Here is a 17,783-nt window from a genome sequence, read left to right on the forward strand (position 1 = left end):
CGGTGGGCGACGCCACTCGCCGCGGTCGCGCGGTTGCGCTAAAATTTTCCACCATGCTAGATCCTCGCGCACGAACCCTCCTGAAAACCCTGATCGAACGGTATATCGCCGACGGTCAGCCAGTCGGATCGCGCACGTTGTCCCGTTACTCCGGGCTCGAGCTGAGCCCGGCGACGATCCGCAACGTGATGTCCGACCTGGAGGAGCTCGGCCTCGTGTCGAGCCCGCACACGTCGGCCGGCCGCGTGCCGACGCCGCGCGGCTACCGGCTGTTCGTCGACACGATGCTGACGGTCGAGACGCCGATCGACGCCGAGGCCGTCGCGCGGCAGGTACAGAACACGCTGCAGGCCGGCGAGCCACAGCAGAGGGTGGTCGCGGCCGCCGCGAGCGTGCTGTCCAACCTGTCGCAGTTCGCGGGCGTCGTGCTGACGCCGCGCCGCAGCCACGTGTTCAAGCAGATCGAGTTCATGCGCCTTTCCGACAAGCGCATCCTGCTGATCATCGTCACGCCCGAGGGCGACGTGCAGAACCGGATGCTCGCCACGCCGCGCGACTATTCGCCGTCGCAGCTGACCGAGGCGTCCAACTACATCAACGCGCATTTCGCCGGCTTGTCGTTCGACGAGGTGCGCCGCCGCCTGCGCGACGAGATCGACCAGTTGCGCGGCGACATGACCACGCTGATGCACGCGGCCGTGACGGCCAGTACCGAGGTGCCCGACACCGAGGACACCGTGCTGATTTCCGGTGAGCGCAACCTGCTCGAAGTGGCGGATCTTTCGTCCGACATGGCGCGGCTGCGCAAGCTGTTCGACGTGTTCGACCAAAAGACGGGCCTCCTGCAACTGCTCGACGTGTCGAGCCACGCCCAGGGCGTGCAGATCTTCATCGGCGGAGAATCGACGCTCGTGCCGATCGAGGAAATGAGCGTCGTCACCGCGCCGTACGAGGTAAACGGGCAGATCGTCGGCACGCTCGGCGTGATCGGCCCGACCCGCATGGCGTACAACCGCGTGATACCGATCGTCGACATCACCGCGCGCCTACTGTCGCTCACGCTGAGCCAGCAATAGCCGGCGATCGGCAACCTGATCCCGCCCCGTCATCGTGTCGCAATGCCGCACGCGCCGACAGTCGGCCGAACGGTACGGGGTGGCCCGCTATAATTGAGAGCCGTCCGGTCCCGTGCCCCGAGCACGTTCTTGCCCATGCGTTTCGATCTTGAGCCGCCTTCGAGCATCGCGGCCGCCCATCGCATCGGTGTGCTGCTGATCAATCTCGGCACGCCCGACGCACCCACGCCGCGCGCGGTGCGGCGCTATCTGGCCGAATTCCTGTCGGATCCGCGAGTTGTCGAGATTCCGCAGGCCGTCTGGCAGGTGCTGCTGCGCACGCTGATCCTGCCGCTGCGCGGCCGCGCGTCCGCGAAGAAATACGCGGCCGTCTGGATGCCCGAAGGCTCGCCGCTGCGCGTCTACACCGAGCGCCAGACCGACAGCGTGCGGCACCTGCTCACGTCGAACGGCTATCACGTGATGGTCGACTACGCGATGCGCTACGGCAGCCCGAACATTTCGCACGCGCTTGCGCAGTTCAAGCGCGCGGGCGTCGAGCGCGTGCTGCTGATGCCGATGTATCCGCAATATTCGGCGTCGACCACGGCCACCGCCTTCGATGCTGCCTTCGACGCGCTTGCGCGCATGCGCAACCAGCCGGAAGTGCGCACCGTGCGGCATTACGCCGACCACCCGGCCTATATCCACGCGCTGGCCGAACAGGTGCGCCAGTACTGGGCGCAGCACGGCCGGCCCGACTTCGCGGCCGGCGACAAGCTCGTGCTGAGTTTCCACGGCGTGCCGAAGCGCACGCTCGACCTCGGCGACCCGTATCACGACCAGTGCCAGCAGACGGGCGCGTTGCTGATGGCCGCGCTCGGACTGTCGACGACCGAATGCCGTGTCACGTTCCAGTCGCGCTTCGGCAAGGCCGAATGGCTTCAGCCGTACACCGCGCCGACGCTGCGCGAGTTCGGCGAGGCCGGCGTGCGGCGCGCCGACGTGTTCTGTCCCGGTTTCACGGCCGATTGCCTGGAGACGATCGAGGAGATCGGCATGGAAGTGCGCGACGAGTTCCTGGCCGGCGGCGGCAAGGCGTTCCACCGCATTCCGTGCCTGAACGGCGCGCCCGCATGGATCGGCGCACTCGGCGAGATCGTCGCCGAGAATCTGCAGGGCTGGCCCGTCAGGGCCGCGCAGCCCGAAACGGTGAGTGAAGTGCGATGAATTACAAGATTTCGACTGAACCGGGCGCGAAGCTGCGCATCGACAAATGGCTATGGGCGGCCCGTTTCTTCAAGACGCGCTCGCTCGCGACCGATGCGGTCGACAAGGGGCACGTGAAGATCGGCGGCGCGGCGGTCAAGCCGGCCAAGGAAGTGCGCGTCGGCGACGAGGTCGAGATTGCGATGGACGGCATCGTCTGGCACATTGCCGTGCTCGGCGTGTGCGACGTGCGCGGGCCGGCGAGCGTTGCCCAGACGCTTTACGCGGAAACGGAAGCGGGGCGGGCCGCGCGGCTCGCCGAACTGGAGCGGCGTCGCACGTATCGCGAGCCGGCGGCGGAACTGCACGGCCGGCCGACGAAGCGCGACCGGCGCATCATCGACAGATTTTCTGGTGGGAGCTGAACATCTGGTCGAACGTCGCCCGCGCGCTCCCGTATTCGGTCGTGCGGTCGGTGACGGCTCCCGACAGGCAGATGGTGGTGGTGCCGGCAATGAGTACCAGCGCGACCACCGAAATCGCAAAGGTCAGTTTCACGGTACTCCCCTCGAGAAGAAGGGTGAAAACGGCGCCAGGTGGTGGTTGTAAGGCGTCGGTCAGCTAAGGGTAAACACGCTTTTTCGACGCTTGAGTGGAGTGTAGTGCAGCGGGCCTGTGCCAAGCTAGTACTTGCCAGGTAAGCGTTGTTACAGCCGGTTTCGCCCGATCTGGCGGACTATGCGGGCCACGCACCGCCGGGCAGCGCGGTTGTTTCGCGGCATTGGAGAATGCCGGCGAATAACCCTCTTGAAATCGCAGTTTTCACCCTTATTTGCACCAACAATGTGCGGTGCCGCCGGGTATACGGTCTGGCGGTTGCCGATTTGGCTTCAACCTCTAATCGACTTTCAGCGACATGGAAAACACGCAAGAGAACCCGGCTACCCAATCGGCCGAAGACATCGGTAGCGAGAAGCAGGCGGCGCAAGGCGCTGCTCCCGCCGCCGAAGCAGCCGACGCGGCGCTCGCGGAGGCTCAAGCCAAGGTCGCCGAGCTGCAGGAGAGCTACCTGCGGGCGAAGGCCGAGACCGAGAACGTCCGCCGCCGCGCGCAGGACGACGTCTCGAAGGCGCACAAGTTCGCGATCGAGAGCTTCGCGGAACACCTGCTGCCGGTGCTGGACAGCCTGGAAGCGGCCGTCAACGATACGTCCGGCGATATCGCGAAGGTGCGTGAAGGCGTCGAGCTGACGCTGCGCCAGCTGACGAGCGCGCTCGAGAAGGGCCGCGTCGTCGCGCTCAACCCGGTCGGCGAGAAGTTCGATCCGCACCAGCACCAGGCGATTTCGATGGTACCGGCCGACCAGGAGCCGAACACCGTCGTCACCGTGCTGCAAAAGGGCTATACCATCGCCGACCGCGTGCTGCGTCCGGCGCTCGTCACCGTCGCCCAGCCGAAGTAAGGCCGCCGGGATGATGCCCGCCGGCGTCGATCCGGCCGCGTTTGATGCGTTCGACATGCAGGCGCTCGACGCCGGCACGTTCGACGCGGCCATCGACGGCGCGGGCGACGCGCTCGCGGTGGTGTTCTTCTGGGGCGTCGACTGCTTCAACTGCGAGATCGCGAAGAAGGCGATGCTCGCCCAGTCGGACGCCATCCGCGCACTGGACCTGAAGTGGTTCCATTGCAACGTGTACGAACACCATCAGCTGGGGCGCCGCTTCGGGCTGCACGGCGTGCCGACGTGGTTCTTCTTCCACCGCGGCAAGCGGCTGGGCCGCGCGACGGGCTGGCATGGCCTCGCGCAGTTCCAGGCGGCCGTGTCGGCGGCGCGGGCGAAGGTCGCGGCGGCGGCGATCCGCTAGCCGGCGGCGATTGAAAAAATTTAATATCCGCATCGCCTGTCGGGTCTTGAAAACGGACCGGACGGACGCATTTCGGGAACAGAGTTGAATTCTGGCGTGCGAAACCACCCAAAAACGCGGGGTTTCGTGCAGCAAACAGGCATTTCTGGAGATTAGGAAAAAATGGGAAAGATCATCGGTATTGACCTCGGCACCACGAACTCGTGCGTCGCCATCATGGAAGGCAACCAGGTCAAGGTCATCGAGAACTCGGAAGGCACGCGCACCACGCCGTCGATCATCGCCTACATGGACGACAACGAAGTGCTCGTCGGCGCGCCGGCCAAGCGTCAGTCGGTGACCAACCCGAAGAACACGCTGTTCGCGGTGAAGCGCCTGATCGGCCGCCGCTTCGAAGAGAAGGAAGTCCAGAAGGACATCGGCCTGATGCCTTACAGCATCGTCAAGGCCGACAACGGCGATGCATGGGTCGAAGCGCACGGCGAAAAGCTCGCACCGCCGCAGGTTTCGGCGGAAGTGCTGCGCAAGATGAAGAAGACGGCCGAAGACTACCTCGGCGAGCCGGTCACGGAAGCCGTGATCACGGTGCCGGCGTACTTCAACGACAGCCAGCGCCAGGCGACCAAGGACGCCGGCCGCATCGCGGGCCTCGAAGTCAAGCGGATCATCAACGAGCCGACCGCAGCCGCGCTCGCGTTCGGCCTCGACAAGGCAGAGAAGGGCGACCGCAAGATCGCCGTGTATGACCTCGGCGGCGGTACGTTCGACGTGTCGATCATCGAAATCGCGGACGTCGACGGCGAAATGCAGTTCGAAGTGCTGTCGACCAACGGCGACACGTTCCTCGGCGGCGAAGACTTCGACCAGCGCATCATCGATTACATCATCGGCGAGTTCAAGAAGGAGCAGGGCGTCGACCTGTCGAAGGACGTGCTCGCGCTGCAGCGCCTGAAGGAAGCCGCTGAAAAGGCGAAGATCGAGCTGTCGTCGAGCCAGCAGACCGAAATCAACCTGCCGTACATCACGGCAGACGCGTCGGGCCCGAAGCACTTGAACCTGAAGATCACCCGCGCGAAGCTGGAAGCGCTGGTGGAAGACCTCGTCGAGCGCACGATCGAACCGTGCCGCATCGCGATCAAGGACGCAGGCGTCAAGGTGTCGGACATCGACGACGTGATCCTGGTCGGCGGCCAGACGCGCATGCCGAAGGTGCTGGAAAAGGTGAAGGAGTTCTTCGGCAAGGATCCGCGCCGTGACGTGAACCCGGACGAAGCCGTCGCAGTCGGCGCGGCGATCCAGGGCCAGGTCCTGTCGGGTGACCGCAAGGACGTGCTGCTGCTCGACGTGACCCCGCTGTCGCTCGGTATCGAGACGCTCGGCGGCGTGATGACGAAGATGATCAGCAAGAACACGACGATCCCGACGAAGCACGCCCAGGTGTACTCGACGGCGGACGACAACCAGGGCGCCGTGACGATCAAGGTGTTCCAGGGCGAACGCGAAATGGCAGCGGGCAACAAGCTGCTCGGCGAGTTCAACCTCGAAGGCATCCCGCCCGCACCGCGCGGCGTGCCGCAGATCGAAGTGAGCTTCGACATCGACGCGAACGGCATCCTGCACGTCGGCGCGAAGGACAAGGCGACCGGCAAGGAAAACCGGATCACGATCAAGGCCAACTCGGGTCTGTCCGAGGCTGAAATCGACCAGATGATCAAGGACGCGGAAGCGAACGCAGCGGAAGACCACAAGCTGCGCGAGCTGGCCGATTCGCGCAACCAGGGCGACGCACTCGTCCACAGCACGAAGAAGGCGCTCACCGAGTACGGCGACAAGCTGGACGCGGGCGAGAAGGAAGCGATCGAAGCGTCGCTGAAGTCGCTCGAGGAAGTGCTGAAGGACACGTCGGCCGACAAGGCTGCGATCGACGCGAAGGTCGAGGAACTCGGCAAGGTGTCGCAGAAGCTCGGCGAAAAGATGTACGCCGACATGCAGGCCCAGCAGGCAGGTGCAGCCGGCGCGGCCGGTGCAGCTGAAGGCGCGGCGCACGCAGGTGGCGCGCAGCAGGCTGCCGACGACGTCGTCGACGCCGAGTTCAAGGAAGTGAAGAAGGACTAAGCCGGGTTGCAATGGCACCGCACGCCGCGCGTGGAAACGCGCGCGGCGCGACTGACCAGCGGCTGAAAAGCGGTCTGTCTTTCCTTCCGGATGGCCGGATCGACTCCACGCCTGGCGGGCTTCGCGGCCCTCCGGGCACATTTGTTTTTTGGCGGGTGCTGCGCGAGCCGTCCGCGGACGGTGCAGCGCCAGACGAGTCGAGAGACTTTACTGCAGGCGAAAGGAGCCGCCGCGTGCGCGATGCGTGGCGGCACAGTGAATCGATATGGCGAAACGGGATTACTACGAGGTTCTGGGCGTCGCGAAGAATGCGGGCGACGACGAAATCAAGAAGGCATATCGCAAGCTTGCGATGAAGTATCACCCTGACCGCAATCCGGACAGCAAGGATGCGGAAGAGCATTTCAAAGAGGTGAAGGAAGCCTATGAAATGCTGTCGGATGGCCAGAAGCGGGCCGCGTACGACCAGTACGGCCACGCGGGCGTCGATCCGAACATGGGCGGTGCGGGTGCACAGGGCTTCGGCGGCTTCGCGGATGCGTTCGGCGATATCTTCGGCGACATCTTCGGCCAGGCCGCGGGCGGCGCCGCACGCGGTGGCCGTGGCGGCCCGCAGGTGTATCGCGGTGCCGACCTGCGCTACAGCATGGAAATCACGCTCGAGCAGGCCGCACACGGCTACGACACGCAGATTCGCGTGCCGAGCTGGGTGTCGTGCGAGGTCTGCCATGGGTCGGGCGCGAAGCCCGGCACGAAGCCGGAAACCTGCCCGACCTGCCATGGCCAGGGCACGGTGCGCATGTCGCAGGGCTTCTTCAGCATCCAGCAGACCTGCCCGAAGTGCCACGGCACGGGCACCTACATCCCGGAGCCGTGCGTGCATTGCCACGGGTCGGGCAAGGTGAAGGAAACCAAGACGCTCGAAGTGAAGATCCCGGCCGGGATCGACGACGGGATGCGGATCCGCTCGGCCGGCAACGGCGAGCCGGGCATCAACGGCGGGCCGCCGGGCGACCTGTACGTCGAGATCCACATCAAGCCGCACTCGGTGTTCGAGCGCGACGGCGACGATCTCCACTGCCAGATGCCGATCCCGTTCACGACCGCCGCGCTCGGCGGCGAGATCGAGGTGCCGACGCTGGCCGGCCGTGCGTCGTTCCCGGTGCCGGAAGGCACGCAGTCGGGCAAGACGTTCCGCCTGCGCGGCAAGGGCATCAAGGGGCTGCGTTCGAGCATCGCGGGCGATCTGTACGTGCACGTGCAGGTCGAGACGCCCGTGAAGCTGACCGACAACCAGCGCGACCTGCTCAAGCAGTTCGAGAAGTCGCTGGCCGAGGGCGGTGCGCGTCACAGCCCGCAGAGCAAGAGCTGGTTCGACCGTGTGAAGAGTTTCTTCGAGTAAAGCATGACTGAAGGCAACGAGAGCGCGTCGTTCGCGCTCTTGGACGATTGCGACTCGACCGCGTCCGCGCGGTCGAGTCGTTTGTATTCGGGATTCGTGCGCGAACGCGTGTGCACGGATCCGGCGCGGCTCGACGAAATCGATGCGGCGGTCGCGCAGGACCTGCGCGACGGGCTGCATGCGGTCGTCGTCGGCGATTACGAATTCGGACGCAACCTGCAACGAGCGCAGCCGGGCCATGCCCCGCTGCGCTTTTTGCTGTATGCGCATTGCGAGCGCCTGTCGCGCGACGAAGTCGACGCATGGCTCGCGCAGCGCGACGGCGGTAGTGCGCCGTCGATCGCGGGCGTCGCGCATGTCGCGAAGAGCGTGTCGCGAGACGCGTTCGACGCGGCGATCGGCGCGGTGCACGATGCATTGCGCGCGGGCGATTCGTATCAGGTCAACTACACGTACCGGCTGAATTTCGACGTATTCGGCACGCCGCTCGCGCTGTACCGGCGGCTGCGCGCGCGCCAGCCCGTGCGGTACGGCGCGCTGATCGCGCTGCCCGGCGGCGCGTGGGTCGTATCGTGCTCGCCCGAGCTGTTCGTCGAGAAGCACGGCGACGTGCTGCGCGCGCGGCCGATGAAGGGCACCGCGCCGCGTTCGGCCGATCCGCGCGACGATGCGGCGGCTGCCGCGTTCCTCGCGAACGATCCGAAGAACCGCGCGGAAAACGTGATGATCGTCGACCTGTTGCGCAACGACGTGTCGCGGATCGCGCGCACGGGCACCGTCAAGGTGCCGGCGCTGTTCTCCGTCGAACCGTATGCGTCGGTGTGGCAGATGACGTCGACGGTCGAGGCCGGCTGGCGCGACGGCACGACGTTCGCGCAGATGCTGCGCGCGCTGTTTCCGTGCGGGTCGATCACGGGCGCGCCGAAGTACAAGACGATGCAGTTGATCGACACGATCGAATCGACGCCGCGCGGCCTTTATACGGGCGCAATCGGCTGGCTCGACGCGCCTGGCGACCACGCGGCCGGTTGCGGCGATTTCTGCCTGTCGGTTGCGATCCGTACGCTGACGCTCGACGGGGCTGACGCCGATGTCGACACCTCCGGTTCGGCAACGCGGCACCACGGCACGATGGGTGTCGGCGCGGGTATCGTGCTCGACAGCGTCGCGGCCGACGAATATGCGGAGTGCGAATTGAAAGCGCGATTCCTGACGGATGCCGATCCCGGCTTCCAGTTGTTCGAAACGACCGCGGCCACGCGTGCGGACGGCATCCGGCATCTCGACCGCCATCTCGCACGGCTGCAGCGCAGCGCGGACGCGTTCGGCTTCCGCTTCGACGCCGACGCGTTGCGCGGCGAGATCGATGCGCGCTGCGCGGCGCTCGACAGCGACGATGCTTACCGGATGAAGCTCGCGCTCGCGAAGGACGGCACGATCGAGATTATCGCGGCGCCGCTCAAGCCGTTGCCGGCGGGGCCCGTCGGCGTGATGCTGGCGTCCGCGCACGGTTTCGCGCCGACCCGCGCGAGCGACGCGCTGCTGCTGCACAAGACCACGCGCCGCGCCGAATATGACCGCGCGTGGCAGGCGGCGGAGGCGCTCGGCGGTTTCGACATGTTGTTCGTCAACGAACGCGGCGAGGTGACGGAAGGCGGGCGCTCGAACCTGTTCGTGAAGCTCGACGGCCAGTGGGTGACGCCGCCGCTGGCGTCCGGCGTGCTGCCGGGCGTGATGCGCGGCGTGCTGCTAGATGACCGTGCGTTCGGTGCGGTGGAGCGCGTCGTGACCCAGGACGATCTTGCACGCGCGCAAGGGCTGCTGCTGACCAATGCATTGCGCGGTGCGCTCGACGCGGTTTTGAAATGACGATGTGACGGAGCCGGCACGGCGCTCGCGCCGGCATCCGAACTTTCAGCGCACAAACAAAAAAGCGCGGCGCCCCGCAAAGGGCGCCGCGCTTTTTTTTTATCCTGCCCTCTGCCTCAGAACGAGTGCTCGGGACCGGGGAACGACTGGTCCTTCACCGCGCTCACGTACGCTTCGACGGCCGCCTGAATATTCGGCTGGCCCTGCATGAAATCCTTCACGAAACGCGGCCGCTTGCCGGGGAACACACCGAGCATGTCGTGCAGCACGAGCACCTGCCCCGAGCAGTCGACGCCCGCGCCGATGCCGATCGTCGGAATCTTCAGCATGTGCGTGACTTCGGACGCGACGAGCGTCGGCACCGCTTCGAGCACGACGAGCTGCGCGCCCGCATCCTCGATCGCGCGTGCGTCGCGCAGCAGCTGCGCGGCGCCGGCTTCGGTCTTGCCCTGGACCTTGAAGCCGCCGAACGCATGCACCGATTGCGGCGTGAGGCCGACGTGCGCGCACACGGGCACTGAGCGTTCGACGAGGAAGCGGATCGTATCGGCCAGCCATTCGCCGCCTTCGAGCTTGACCATCTGCGCGCCCGCGCGCATCAGCTTGACCGAGTTCGCGAATGCCTCGGCCGGCGTGCCGTACGTGCCGAACGGCAGATCGGCGACGACGAGCGCACGCGGCTGCGCGCGTGCGACACAGGCCGTGTGATACGCGATGTCGTCGAGCGACACGGGCAGCGTGGTCGAGTGGCCCTGCAGCACGTTGCCGAGCGAATCGCCGATCAGCAGCACGTCGGTGCCCGCGCGATCGAGCAGCGCGGAGAAGCTCGCGTCGTAGCAGGTGAGCATCGCGATCTTCTCGCCGGCGTCGCGCATTGCCTGCAGCTTGGGTACCGTCACGGCAGGTCGGCTCGATTCCTGGAGATAGGTCATGGGAAATCCGGGTCGATGGGTGAAGAACGACAGGCGGGACGCGTCAGCGCGTCGTCTCGCCCTTGACGAAGAATTCCTTGCGGCCGCGCATCGTCTCGATGCGCTCGACCAGCAGGGCGAGATCTTCGGGGGAATCCAGCGGGTTCAGATGTTCCGCGGCGACCGTCAGCACCGGCGTGCGGTCGTAGTGGTAGAAGAATTCGTTGTACGCGTCGACGAGCGAGCGCAGGTACGCATCGCTGATCTGCAGCTCCATCGGCAGCCCGCGCTTCTGGATGCGCGAGAACAGCACTTCGGGGCTCGCCTGCAGATAGACGACGAGGTCGGGCGACGGCGCCTGCGGCACGTCGACGTGCGTCGCAACCGAGCGATACAGCTGCCATTCGTCTTCCGGCAGGTTCAGCCGCGCAAAGATGTCGTTCTTCTGCGGCATGAAATCGGCGATGACGGGGCGGCCCGTTTCGAGCGCGCCGATCAGCTCGCGTGCCTGCTGCGCGCGCTGCAGCGCGAACGACAGCTGCGCGGGCAGCGCGTAGCGCGCGGTGTCGCGGTAAAAGCGTTCGAGGAACGGGTTGTCCTGTGGGCGTTCGAGCAACGTCTGCATCGACCAGCGCTCGGCGAGCAGGCGCGCGAGCGTCGTCTTGCCGACGCCGATCGGGCCTTCAATGACGAGATAGCGGTGCGGGGCGCGCAGGTCGGGCGCGGTGACGGTCAGCGGAGTCGAGTTCATCGGCAGCGGGTCTTGTCGGCGTCTTCGCCGGCGGCGAGTGCCTTCTGCATCAGGCACTGGCAAGTTTGCACCTTTTCGACGCGCTGTTCTGCCACGGCGGCGAGGAAGGCGTCGGCACGACCGCGCGCGGGGATGTCGAGCGCCGGGTCGATCTCGACGAGCGGCACAAGCGCGAACGCACGGTCGGTGAGGCGCGGGTGCGGGACGATCAGGTCGGGTTCGTCGATCGAATCGGCGCCGAACAACAGGATGTCGAGGTCGAGCGTGCGCGGCGCATTGCGATACGGGCGCTCGCGCCCGAAGTGATGTTCGATCTTCTGGCAAAGCGCGAGCAGCTCGCGCGCCGACAGCGTCGTGTCGAGCTTGACGACGCAGTTGTAGTAGTCGTCGCCGCCCGCTTCGAAGGGCGCCGTGCGATACAGGCTCGATTTGCCGAGGATCGAGATGGTGCGCTGCTGCGCGAGGCACACCACCGCGTCCTTCAGGGTCTGGCGCGCATCGCCGAGATTCGCCCCCAGTCCGATATATGCAACCGTCATGGCATCACTTCCTACGTCGTTCGCCGGCGAGCGCGTCAGTCGTCGGACCCGCCCGAGGTATCCGGTGCCTGCTCGGCGGCACCTTCACCCGGATTGCGGTTTCGCGCACCGCCGCGGCGCCGCCGCTTGCGGGGCGATTTTTCCTTCGAGCCGCCCTGCGTGAGCAATGCCTCGCGAGCAGCCGCGTCGCCTTCGATGAAATCCGTCCACCACTGTCCGACTTCCGCATCGAGCTCGCCGGATTCGCAGCGTAACAGGAGGAAATCATACCCCGCTCTAAACCTTTGGTGTTCCAGCAGCCGCATCGCGCTGCGGCCCGAGCGTTTCTCGAGGCGCAGCTGCAAGCCCCAGATCTCGCGCATGTCGGCCGAATAACGCTTGTGGATCGCCAGTTTCTCGGTCTGCATGTCGAGCACGTCGTCCATCGCGCGATGGAGTGCCGGCACCGGAATTTCGCCGTCGGCCGTGTATTGCTCGAAGCGCTGGCGCATGTCGTGCCACAGCAGCGTCGCGAACAGGAAGCCCGGCGACACCGGCTTGCCGGCCCGCACGCGTGCGTCGGTGTTGTTCAGCGCGAGCGTGATGAACTTCTCGCCCTGCGGCTGTTCGAGCACGACGTCGAGGAGCGGCAGCAGCCCGTGGTGCAGGCCTTCCTTGCGCAGCCGCGTCAGGCACGCGAGCGCGTGGCCCGACAGCAGCAGCTTCAGCATTTCGTCGAACAGGCGCGCGGCCGGCACGTTGTTGATCAGGTCGGCGAGCGCGTTGATCGGCTCGCGCGTATGCGGCTCGATCTCGAAACCGAGCTTCGCCGCGAAACGCACGACGCGCAGCATCCGCACCGGATCCTCGCGGAAGCGCGTGGCCGGATCGCCGATCATCCGCAACAGGCGGGCGCGCATGTCGGCCATCCCGTCGTGGTAGTCGAGCACCGTCTGCGTCGACGGGTCGTAGTACATCGCGTTGATCGTGAAGTCGCGGCGCGCGGCATCTTCATGCTGCTCGCCCCACACGTTGTCGCGCAGCACGCGGCCGCTCGCGTCGACCGCGTGCGTGCGGCGATCGAGTTCGTCGCGCTTCAGGCGCTTCGGCGGCTCGGCGGCGGCCGCCTCGGGCGGCGCATCGACCAGCGCGCGGAACGTCGACACCTCGATCAGTTCCTGGCCGAACTGCACGTGGACGATCTGGAAGCGGCGACCGATCAGGCGCGCGCGGCGGAACAGGCGCTGGACTTCGGTCGGCGTCGCGTCGGTCGCGACGTCGAAGTCCTTCGGTGCGATGCCGAGCAGCAGGTCGCGTACCGCGCCGCCGACGATGAATGCACGAAAGCCCGCCTGCTGCAGCGTGTCGGTCACGCGCACGGCGTTCTTCGAGATCAGCGCCGGATTGATGCCGTGCACGCTGGCCGGCACGACGGTCGGCTCGTGGTTGCTGCGCGGCTTTTTCGCGCCGCCGCCGCGAGTGCCCTTCGGCGCGCGCGGGGCAGCAGGGGCCGCTTCGTCGGCCGGGGCCGCTGCGGGTGACGTTTGCTCGGTTTCGTCCTGGCCGAGCAGCTTGCGGATGAATTTTTTGATCACGACGTTCAGAAGAGATCGAGGATACGCCAGCCGCGGGTGCTTGCATGCGCACGCAGCGTGTCGTCAGGGTTGGTCGCGATCGGGTCGGTGACTTTCTCGAGCAGCGGGATGTCGTTGTGCGAGTCGCTGTAGAAATAGCTGTGCGCGAAGTCGTCCCAGTGCTTGCCGAGCGACGCGAGCCACGCTTCGGTCCGCACGATCTTGCCTTCGCGGTAGCTCGGCGTGCCGGTCGGCCGGCCCGTGTACGGTGAGTCGGGATGTCCGTCGGTCGTCTCGACCTCGCACGCGATCAGCGTATCGACGCCGAACGCGGTCGCGATCGGGCGCGTGATGAATTCGTTGGTCGCCGTCACGACGCAGCACAGGTCGCCCGCATCGAGGTGCTTGCGCACGAGTTCGAGCGCAGCGGGCGTCATCGCGGGCCGGATCACCTCGTGCATGTACTGCTCGTGCCATTCGGCGAGCTGCGCGCGCGAATACTTCGCGAGCGGCGTGAGCATCGCCGTCAGGTACGCGTGGATGTCGAGCTTGCCGGCCTTGTAGTCGGCGAAGAACTGATCGTTCTGGCGCGAGAAGCTTTCCGCGTCGACGATGCCGAGCTTTACCATGAAGCGACCCCATTCGTGGTCGCTATCGGTCGGGATCAGCGTGTGATCGAGGTCAAAGAGTGCCAGATTAGTCATGGGAGCGCATTTTACTCGAAGCGGTTCGGGCCCGTGCCCGATGGTGTGATGTCGTCGCCCGGACGCGCGAGCATCCGGCGCAGCAGCGGCAGCGTGACCGCGCGTTTTTGCTCGAGCGAGAAGCGGTCGAGCGCGTCGAGCAGCGCCATCAGGCTCGGCATGTCGCGGCGGAAATGGGTCAGCAGGTAGGCGGCGATGTCGTCGGTGAGCGCGATCCCGCGCTCCTTCGCGGCGAGCTTGAGCACCGCGATCTTGCCGGCGTCGGACGGCGGCGACAGGTGGAACACGAGCCCCCAGCCGAGGCGCGTGCGGAGATCCTCGCGCACGTCGAGCGCGAGCGGCGCCGCGGGGCCCGCCGCGACGAATGCGCTCGACGGGTGCGCGCGCACTTCGTTGAACAGGTTGAACAGCGCGACCTGCTGCGTGTCGCTCATCCGGTCGCAGTCGTCGATCGCGTAGATGCCGATGCGCGGGTCGAACGTGAACGCGCCGAGCGGGCTTTGCGGTGTGAGATAGCGCGCATAGCCGTACGACGCGTCGCTCACGAGCGCCTGCAGCAGGTGGGTGCGGCCGCAGCCGGGCTCGCCCCAGATGTAGAACGACCGGTCCGGCACGGGGCCCGCCGCGAGCGCGAGGTCGAGCTTCTGCAGGCGCGAGATGAGCTCGTCGTTCTCCTCGTTCATGATGAAGTTGTCGAACGTGGCGGGCGGCGGCGTGCCGAGATCGAGCGTCAGTTGACGGGACACAACAGTCACAATGCGGGTCGGTTGAAAATACGCGCGCCGTACGCCGGGCACGCGCCGGGGGCTGCGGATCCGTGGGCTTCACGCGCGGCCGCACGCACGGCGCCGCGCGGGTTTCGGCGCGGTTTGCTCGGCGATGAAAACGGGGACGTGTTGACCAAGATGCAATCCCTGACGATTCGGTGCTGGGAATTCCGGCCAACGGGCCGGCTTCGGGTAAAATCGCATTTTACCGACCTTCTCGCATTCCCCCATGAATCCTCCGAAATCCGCTCCTGACGCTCAGGGTCTGTCCTATCGCGACGCAGGTGTCGACATCGACGCGGGCGACGCGCTCATCGACAAGATCAAGCCTTTTGCGAAGAAAACCCTGCGCGACGGCGTGCTCGGCGGCATCGGCGGGTTCGGCGCGCTGTTCGAAGTGCCGAAGAAGTACAACGAGCCCGTGCTCGTGTCGGGCACCGACGGCGTGGGCACCAAGCTCAAGCTGGCGTTTCATCTGAACAAACACGACACGGTCGGCCAGGATCTGGTCGCGATGAGCGTGAACGACATCCTCGTGCAGGGCGCCGAGCCGCTGTTCTTCCTCGACTACTTCGCGTGCGGCAAGCTCGACGTCGACACGGCCGCCACGGTCGTCAAGGGCATCGCTCAGGGTTGCGAGCTGTCGGGCTGCGCGCTGATCGGCGGCGAAACGGCTGAAATGCCGGGCATGTACCCGGACGGCGAATACGACCTGGCCGGCTTCGCGGTCGGTGCGGTCGAGAAGAGCAAGATCATCGACGGCAGCACGATCGCCGAAGGCGACGTGGTGCTGGGCATCGCATCGAGCGGCATCCACTCGAACGGTTTCTCGCTCGTGCGCAAGATCATCGAGCGCGCGAACCCCGACCTGTCGGCCGATTTCCATGGCCGCTCGCTCGCCGATACGCTGATGGCGCCGACCCGCATCTACGTGAAGCCGCTGCTCGCGCTGATGCAGAAGCTGTCGGTGAAGGGCATGGCGCACATCACGGGCGGCGGTCTCGTCGAGAACATCCCGCGCGTGCTGCGCGAAGGCCTCACCGCCGAGCTCGACCAGAACGCATGGCCGCTGCCGCCGCTGTTCAAGTGGCTGCAGGAGCACGGCGGCGTCGCCGATGCGGAAATGCACCGCGTGTTCAACTGCGGCATCGGCATGGCCGTGATCGTCTCGGCGGCCGATGCCGACGCAGCGATCGCCGACCTGACCGCTGCCGGCGAACAGGTGTGGAAGATCGGCACCGTGCGTGCGACCCGCGAAGGCGAGGCGCAGACGGTCGTGGTCTGACCGCAGCAGCAGATGCAGCAAGGAAAGCCGCCCGGAATCGATCCGGGCGGCTTTTTTTTCGGGCACCGCGTGGCATGCGGACGCGCGACGATGAAGGAGGGACGACGATGACCGAAGACGAACATGCGATTCGCACGCTCGTGGAAAACTGGTTCGTGTCGAGCCGGCGTGGCGATCTGGCCACCGTGCTCGACCTGATCTCCGACGACGCGATCTTCATGGTGGCCGGCAAGCCGCCGTTCGACAAGGCGGCATTCGCGGCTGCGTCGCGCGACGCGAACGTGGGCGCCGAGCACGCGCCGAAGGTCGACGGCCGCTACCGGATCGACGAACTGCGCGTGATCGGCGACTGGGCGTACATGCGCAATTTCATCGAAATCGAGGCGACGCCGCCGGGCGGCGACACCATCCGTCGTTCGGGCCATACGCTGACGATCTTTCGCAAGACCGACGGCCGCTGGCAGCTCGTGCGCGACGCGAATCTCGTGACGCTCGTGCACTGAGCGCGGTGGCACGGGCGCCGTCGCCCCGCTCGCAGATGCTCATGCAGACTGCCGCGCGCTAGCCGGACGCGCGCCGGCCAGCAACGGTGGCACGAGCAGGTAGAGCAGGGCAGCCATGGCCCACACGAGCCCAGGCCATGTCGCGCGCGTCGCCGCATAGGTTGCGGTGACGACCAGCGGCCCCGCGACGCCGATCAGGCTGGCCACGCTCGCGAGCGTGCCCTGCAGTTCGCCCTGGCGCGCATCGTCGACCTGCCGCGCGAGCATCGCCTGCAACGCCGGGAGCGTCATGCCGCCGGCCGCGAACAGCGGCAGCAGTGCAAACGGCACCCATGCGGCGGTCGCGAACGCGATCACCGCGAGCCCGAGCGCGTCGCCCGCGAGGCCCAGCGCGAGCGCACGCCGCTCGCCGAGCCGCGCGATCAGCGGCCCGATCGCGAACGCCTGCGCAAGCGCGTGGCACGCGCCGTAGCCGGCGAGCGACAGCCCCGCGACCGGCGTCGACCAGCCGAAATGTTCCTGGCCGTACAGGATCCACAGCGTCGCGGGCGCCTGCGACACGAGCGCCACGATCACGTAGATGCCGATCAGCGGCACGAGCGCGGGCGCGCCGCTCAGCCGGCGCAGGCTCGCGAACGGATTGTGCGCGCCGACCGTCCGGCCTTCGCGGGCCGAACGCGGCCGCGATTCCTGCAGCACGCGCCAGACGAGCACGAGATTCAGCGCATTGAGCAGCGCGGCCGCGACGAACGGCGCGCGCACGTGCAGCGCGCCGAGCAGCCCGCCGATCAGCGGGCCGGCGATGAAGCCGATACCCATCATCGCGCCGAGCTGGCCGAAGCGCCGGGCGCGGTCGGGTTCGGCCGTCACGTCGGTCACATAGGCGGTCGCAACCGCGACGTTCGCGCCGGTGATGCCCGCGACCAGCCGCCCGACGTAAAGCCACGCGAGCGTCGGCGCGAGCGCCATCAGCAGGTAGTCGAGCGCGGCGCCCGCGAGCGACGCGAGCAGCACGGGGCGGCGGCCGAAGCGGTCGCTCAGCGCGCCGAGCAGCGGCGCGCACAGGAACTGCGCGAACGCGTACAGCGCGAGCAGGATCCCGTAATGGGTGTCGATGCTGCCTGCGCCGGCGAGCGAGCGCAGCAGCCCGGGCAGGATCGGCATCACGATCCCGACGCCGATCGCGTCGAGCAGGACCGTGGCCAGGATGGCAATCAGGGACGGATTCAAGAGGTGACTCTATCGGTGATAGAGT

18 protein-coding genes are annotated in these 17,783 nt (G+C 66.7%); 10 read left to right on the forward strand and 8 right to left on the reverse strand.

Features of this window, described 5'->3' with window-relative positions:
• Nucleotides 1-53: 53 nt before the first annotated feature.
• The 3 genes from hrcA (at nucleotide 54) to KEC55_RS03435 (ending at nucleotide 2,689) form a co-directional block, all read left to right on the forward strand.
• Nucleotides 54-1,076, forward strand: a complete 1,023-nt coding sequence (gene hrcA, locus KEC55_RS03425; protein WP_176050544.1) for a heat-inducible transcriptional repressor HrcA — start codon at nucleotides 54-56, stop codon at nucleotides 1,074-1,076.
• A gap of 135 nt (nucleotides 1,077-1,211) precedes the next feature.
• Nucleotides 1,212-2,285, forward strand: a complete 1,074-nt coding sequence (hemH, locus tag KEC55_RS03430; RefSeq protein WP_282506743.1) for a ferrochelatase — start codon at nucleotides 1,212-1,214, stop codon at nucleotides 2,283-2,285.
• Nucleotides 2,282-2,689, forward strand: a complete 408-nt coding sequence (locus KEC55_RS03435) for an RNA-binding S4 domain-containing protein (protein ID WP_176050546.1) — start codon at nucleotides 2,282-2,284, stop codon at nucleotides 2,687-2,689. The genes hemH and KEC55_RS03435 overlap by 4 nt, the downstream gene beginning before the upstream one ends.
• On the opposite strand, the gene KEC55_RS03440 is transcribed toward KEC55_RS03435, so the two are convergent.
• A complete protein-coding gene (locus tag KEC55_RS03440) occupies nucleotides 2,661-2,822 on the reverse strand; it encodes a hypothetical protein (protein WP_006476841.1) in 162 nt (53 codons plus the stop codon). The two genes, KEC55_RS03435 and KEC55_RS03440, sit on opposite strands and share 29 nt — an antisense overlap.
• 358 nt (nucleotides 2,823-3,180) lie before the next feature.
• On the opposite strand from KEC55_RS03440, the gene grpE reads away from it, so the two are divergent.
• The 5 genes from grpE (at nucleotide 3,181) to pabB (ending at nucleotide 9,515) form a co-directional block, all read left to right on the forward strand.
• Nucleotides 3,181-3,726: a nucleotide exchange factor GrpE gene (gene grpE, locus KEC55_RS03445; RefSeq protein WP_176050547.1), complete on the forward strand. Its 546-nt coding sequence runs from the start codon at nucleotides 3,181-3,183 to the stop codon at nucleotides 3,724-3,726.
• A gap of 10 nt (nucleotides 3,727-3,736) precedes the next feature.
• Nucleotides 3,737-4,129 carry a thioredoxin family protein gene (locus KEC55_RS03450; RefSeq protein ID WP_282506744.1) on the forward strand — a complete coding sequence of 131 codons (393 nt, stop codon included), beginning with the start codon at nucleotides 3,737-3,739 and terminating at the stop codon, nucleotides 4,127-4,129.
• A 162-nt stretch (nucleotides 4,130-4,291) separates the two neighbouring features.
• Nucleotides 4,292-6,244, forward strand: coding sequence for a molecular chaperone DnaK (gene dnaK, locus KEC55_RS03455; RefSeq protein ID WP_282506745.1), 1,953 nt, complete (start codon nucleotides 4,292-4,294; stop codon nucleotides 6,242-6,244).
• 265 nt (nucleotides 6,245-6,509) lie between these two features.
• The gene (dnaJ, locus tag KEC55_RS03460) at nucleotides 6,510-7,646 is read left to right on the forward strand and encodes a molecular chaperone DnaJ (RefSeq protein ID WP_166956860.1); all 1,137 of its coding nucleotides are present in this window, start codon (nucleotides 6,510-6,512) and stop codon (nucleotides 7,644-7,646) included.
• Between the two features lie 3 nt (nucleotides 7,647-7,649).
• Complete coding sequence (gene pabB / locus KEC55_RS03465; protein ID WP_282506746.1) at nucleotides 7,650-9,515, forward strand: aminodeoxychorismate synthase component I; 1,866 nt, start codon at nucleotides 7,650-7,652, stop codon at nucleotides 9,513-9,515.
• Between the two features lie 116 nt (nucleotides 9,516-9,631).
• On the opposite strand, the gene panB is transcribed toward pabB, so the two are convergent.
• The 6 genes from panB to hda are packed head-to-tail and all read right to left on the reverse strand — an operon-like array spanning nucleotide 9,632 to nucleotide 14,719.
• The gene (gene panB, locus KEC55_RS03470) at nucleotides 9,632-10,447 is read right to left on the reverse strand and encodes a 3-methyl-2-oxobutanoate hydroxymethyltransferase (protein ID WP_282506747.1); all 816 of its coding nucleotides are present in this window, start codon (nucleotides 10,445-10,447) and stop codon (nucleotides 9,632-9,634) included.
• A gap of 43 nt (nucleotides 10,448-10,490) precedes the next feature.
• Complete coding sequence (locus KEC55_RS03475; RefSeq protein WP_282506748.1) at nucleotides 10,491-11,177, reverse strand: deoxynucleoside kinase; 687 nt, start codon at nucleotides 11,175-11,177, stop codon at nucleotides 10,491-10,493.
• On the reverse strand, nucleotides 11,174-11,716 hold the full coding sequence (folK, locus tag KEC55_RS03480) for a 2-amino-4-hydroxy-6-hydroxymethyldihydropteridine diphosphokinase (RefSeq protein WP_282506749.1): 543 nt from the start codon (nucleotides 11,714-11,716) through the stop codon (nucleotides 11,174-11,176). The genes KEC55_RS03475 and folK overlap by 4 nt, the downstream gene beginning before the upstream one ends.
• Nucleotides 11,717-11,751: 35 nt before the next feature.
• Nucleotides 11,752-13,290 carry a polynucleotide adenylyltransferase PcnB gene (pcnB, locus tag KEC55_RS03485; RefSeq protein WP_282506751.1) on the reverse strand — a complete coding sequence of 513 codons (1,539 nt, stop codon included), beginning with the start codon at nucleotides 13,288-13,290 and terminating at the stop codon, nucleotides 11,752-11,754.
• Nucleotides 13,291-13,295: 5 nt separating this feature from the next.
• Nucleotides 13,296-13,973: an HAD family hydrolase gene (locus KEC55_RS03490; protein ID WP_034182802.1), complete on the reverse strand. Its 678-nt coding sequence runs from the start codon at nucleotides 13,971-13,973 to the stop codon at nucleotides 13,296-13,298.
• A gap of 11 nt (nucleotides 13,974-13,984) precedes the next feature.
• On the reverse strand, nucleotides 13,985-14,719 hold the full coding sequence (hda, locus tag KEC55_RS03495) for a DnaA regulatory inactivator Hda (protein WP_244137788.1): 735 nt from the start codon (nucleotides 14,717-14,719) through the stop codon (nucleotides 13,985-13,987).
• A 250-nt stretch (nucleotides 14,720-14,969) separates the two neighbouring features.
• Here hda and purM point away from each other — a divergent pair, with 250 nt between their 5' ends.
• Together purM and KEC55_RS03505 are read left to right on the forward strand one after the other, a co-directional pair.
• Nucleotides 14,970-16,025, forward strand: a complete 1,056-nt coding sequence (purM, locus tag KEC55_RS03500; protein WP_282506752.1) for a phosphoribosylformylglycinamidine cyclo-ligase — start codon at nucleotides 14,970-14,972, stop codon at nucleotides 16,023-16,025.
• A 107-nt stretch (nucleotides 16,026-16,132) separates the two neighbouring features.
• Nucleotides 16,133-16,528: a YybH family protein gene (locus KEC55_RS03505; RefSeq protein WP_282506753.1), complete on the forward strand. Its 396-nt coding sequence runs from the start codon at nucleotides 16,133-16,135 to the stop codon at nucleotides 16,526-16,528.
• A 39-nt stretch (nucleotides 16,529-16,567) separates the two neighbouring features.
• Here KEC55_RS03505 and tet read toward each other — a convergent pair whose 3' ends face one another.
• Entirely contained in the window at nucleotides 16,568-17,758 is a 1,191-nt protein-coding gene (gene tet / locus KEC55_RS03510) for a Tet(A)/Tet(B)/Tet(C) family tetracycline efflux MFS transporter (protein WP_282506754.1), read from the reverse strand.
• Between the last annotated feature and the right edge of the window lie 25 nt (nucleotides 17,759-17,783).

The organism is Burkholderia cepacia (assembly GCF_029962485.1).
Taxonomy (GTDB): Bacteria; Pseudomonadota; Gammaproteobacteria; order Burkholderiales; family Burkholderiaceae; genus Burkholderia.

Coding starts and splice junctions, on each gene's coding strand:
- hrcA (WP_176050544.1), top strand. CDS start 54: ATGCTAGATCCTCGCGCACGAACCCTCCTGAAAACCCTGATCGAACGG.
- hemH (WP_282506743.1), top strand. CDS start 1,212: ATGCGTTTCGATCTTGAGCCGCCTTCGAGCATCGCGGCCGCCCATCGC.
- KEC55_RS03435 (WP_176050546.1), top strand. CDS start 2,282: ATGAATTACAAGATTTCGACTGAACCGGGCGCGAAGCTGCGCATCGAC.
- grpE (WP_176050547.1), top strand. CDS start 3,181: ATGGAAAACACGCAAGAGAACCCGGCTACCCAATCGGCCGAAGACATC.
- KEC55_RS03450 (WP_282506744.1), top strand. CDS start 3,737: ATGATGCCCGCCGGCGTCGATCCGGCCGCGTTTGATGCGTTCGACATG.
- dnaK (WP_282506745.1), top strand. CDS start 4,292: ATGGGAAAGATCATCGGTATTGACCTCGGCACCACGAACTCGTGCGTC.
- dnaJ (WP_166956860.1), top strand. CDS start 6,510: ATGGCGAAACGGGATTACTACGAGGTTCTGGGCGTCGCGAAGAATGCG.
- pabB (WP_282506746.1), top strand. CDS start 7,650: ATGACTGAAGGCAACGAGAGCGCGTCGTTCGCGCTCTTGGACGATTGC.
- panB (WP_282506747.1), bottom strand. CDS start 10,447: ATGACCTATCTCCAGGAATCGAGCCGACCTGCCGTGACGGTACCCAAG.
- KEC55_RS03475 (WP_282506748.1), bottom strand. CDS start 11,177: ATGAACTCGACTCCGCTGACCGTCACCGCGCCCGACCTGCGCGCCCCG.
- folK (WP_282506749.1), bottom strand. CDS start 11,716: ATGACGGTTGCATATATCGGACTGGGGGCGAATCTCGGCGATGCGCGC.
- KEC55_RS03490 (WP_034182802.1), bottom strand. CDS start 13,973: ATGACTAATCTGGCACTCTTTGACCTCGATCACACGCTGATCCCGACC.
- purM (WP_282506752.1), top strand. CDS start 14,970: ATGAATCCTCCGAAATCCGCTCCTGACGCTCAGGGTCTGTCCTATCGC.
- KEC55_RS03505 (WP_282506753.1), top strand. CDS start 16,133: ATGACCGAAGACGAACATGCGATTCGCACGCTCGTGGAAAACTGGTTC.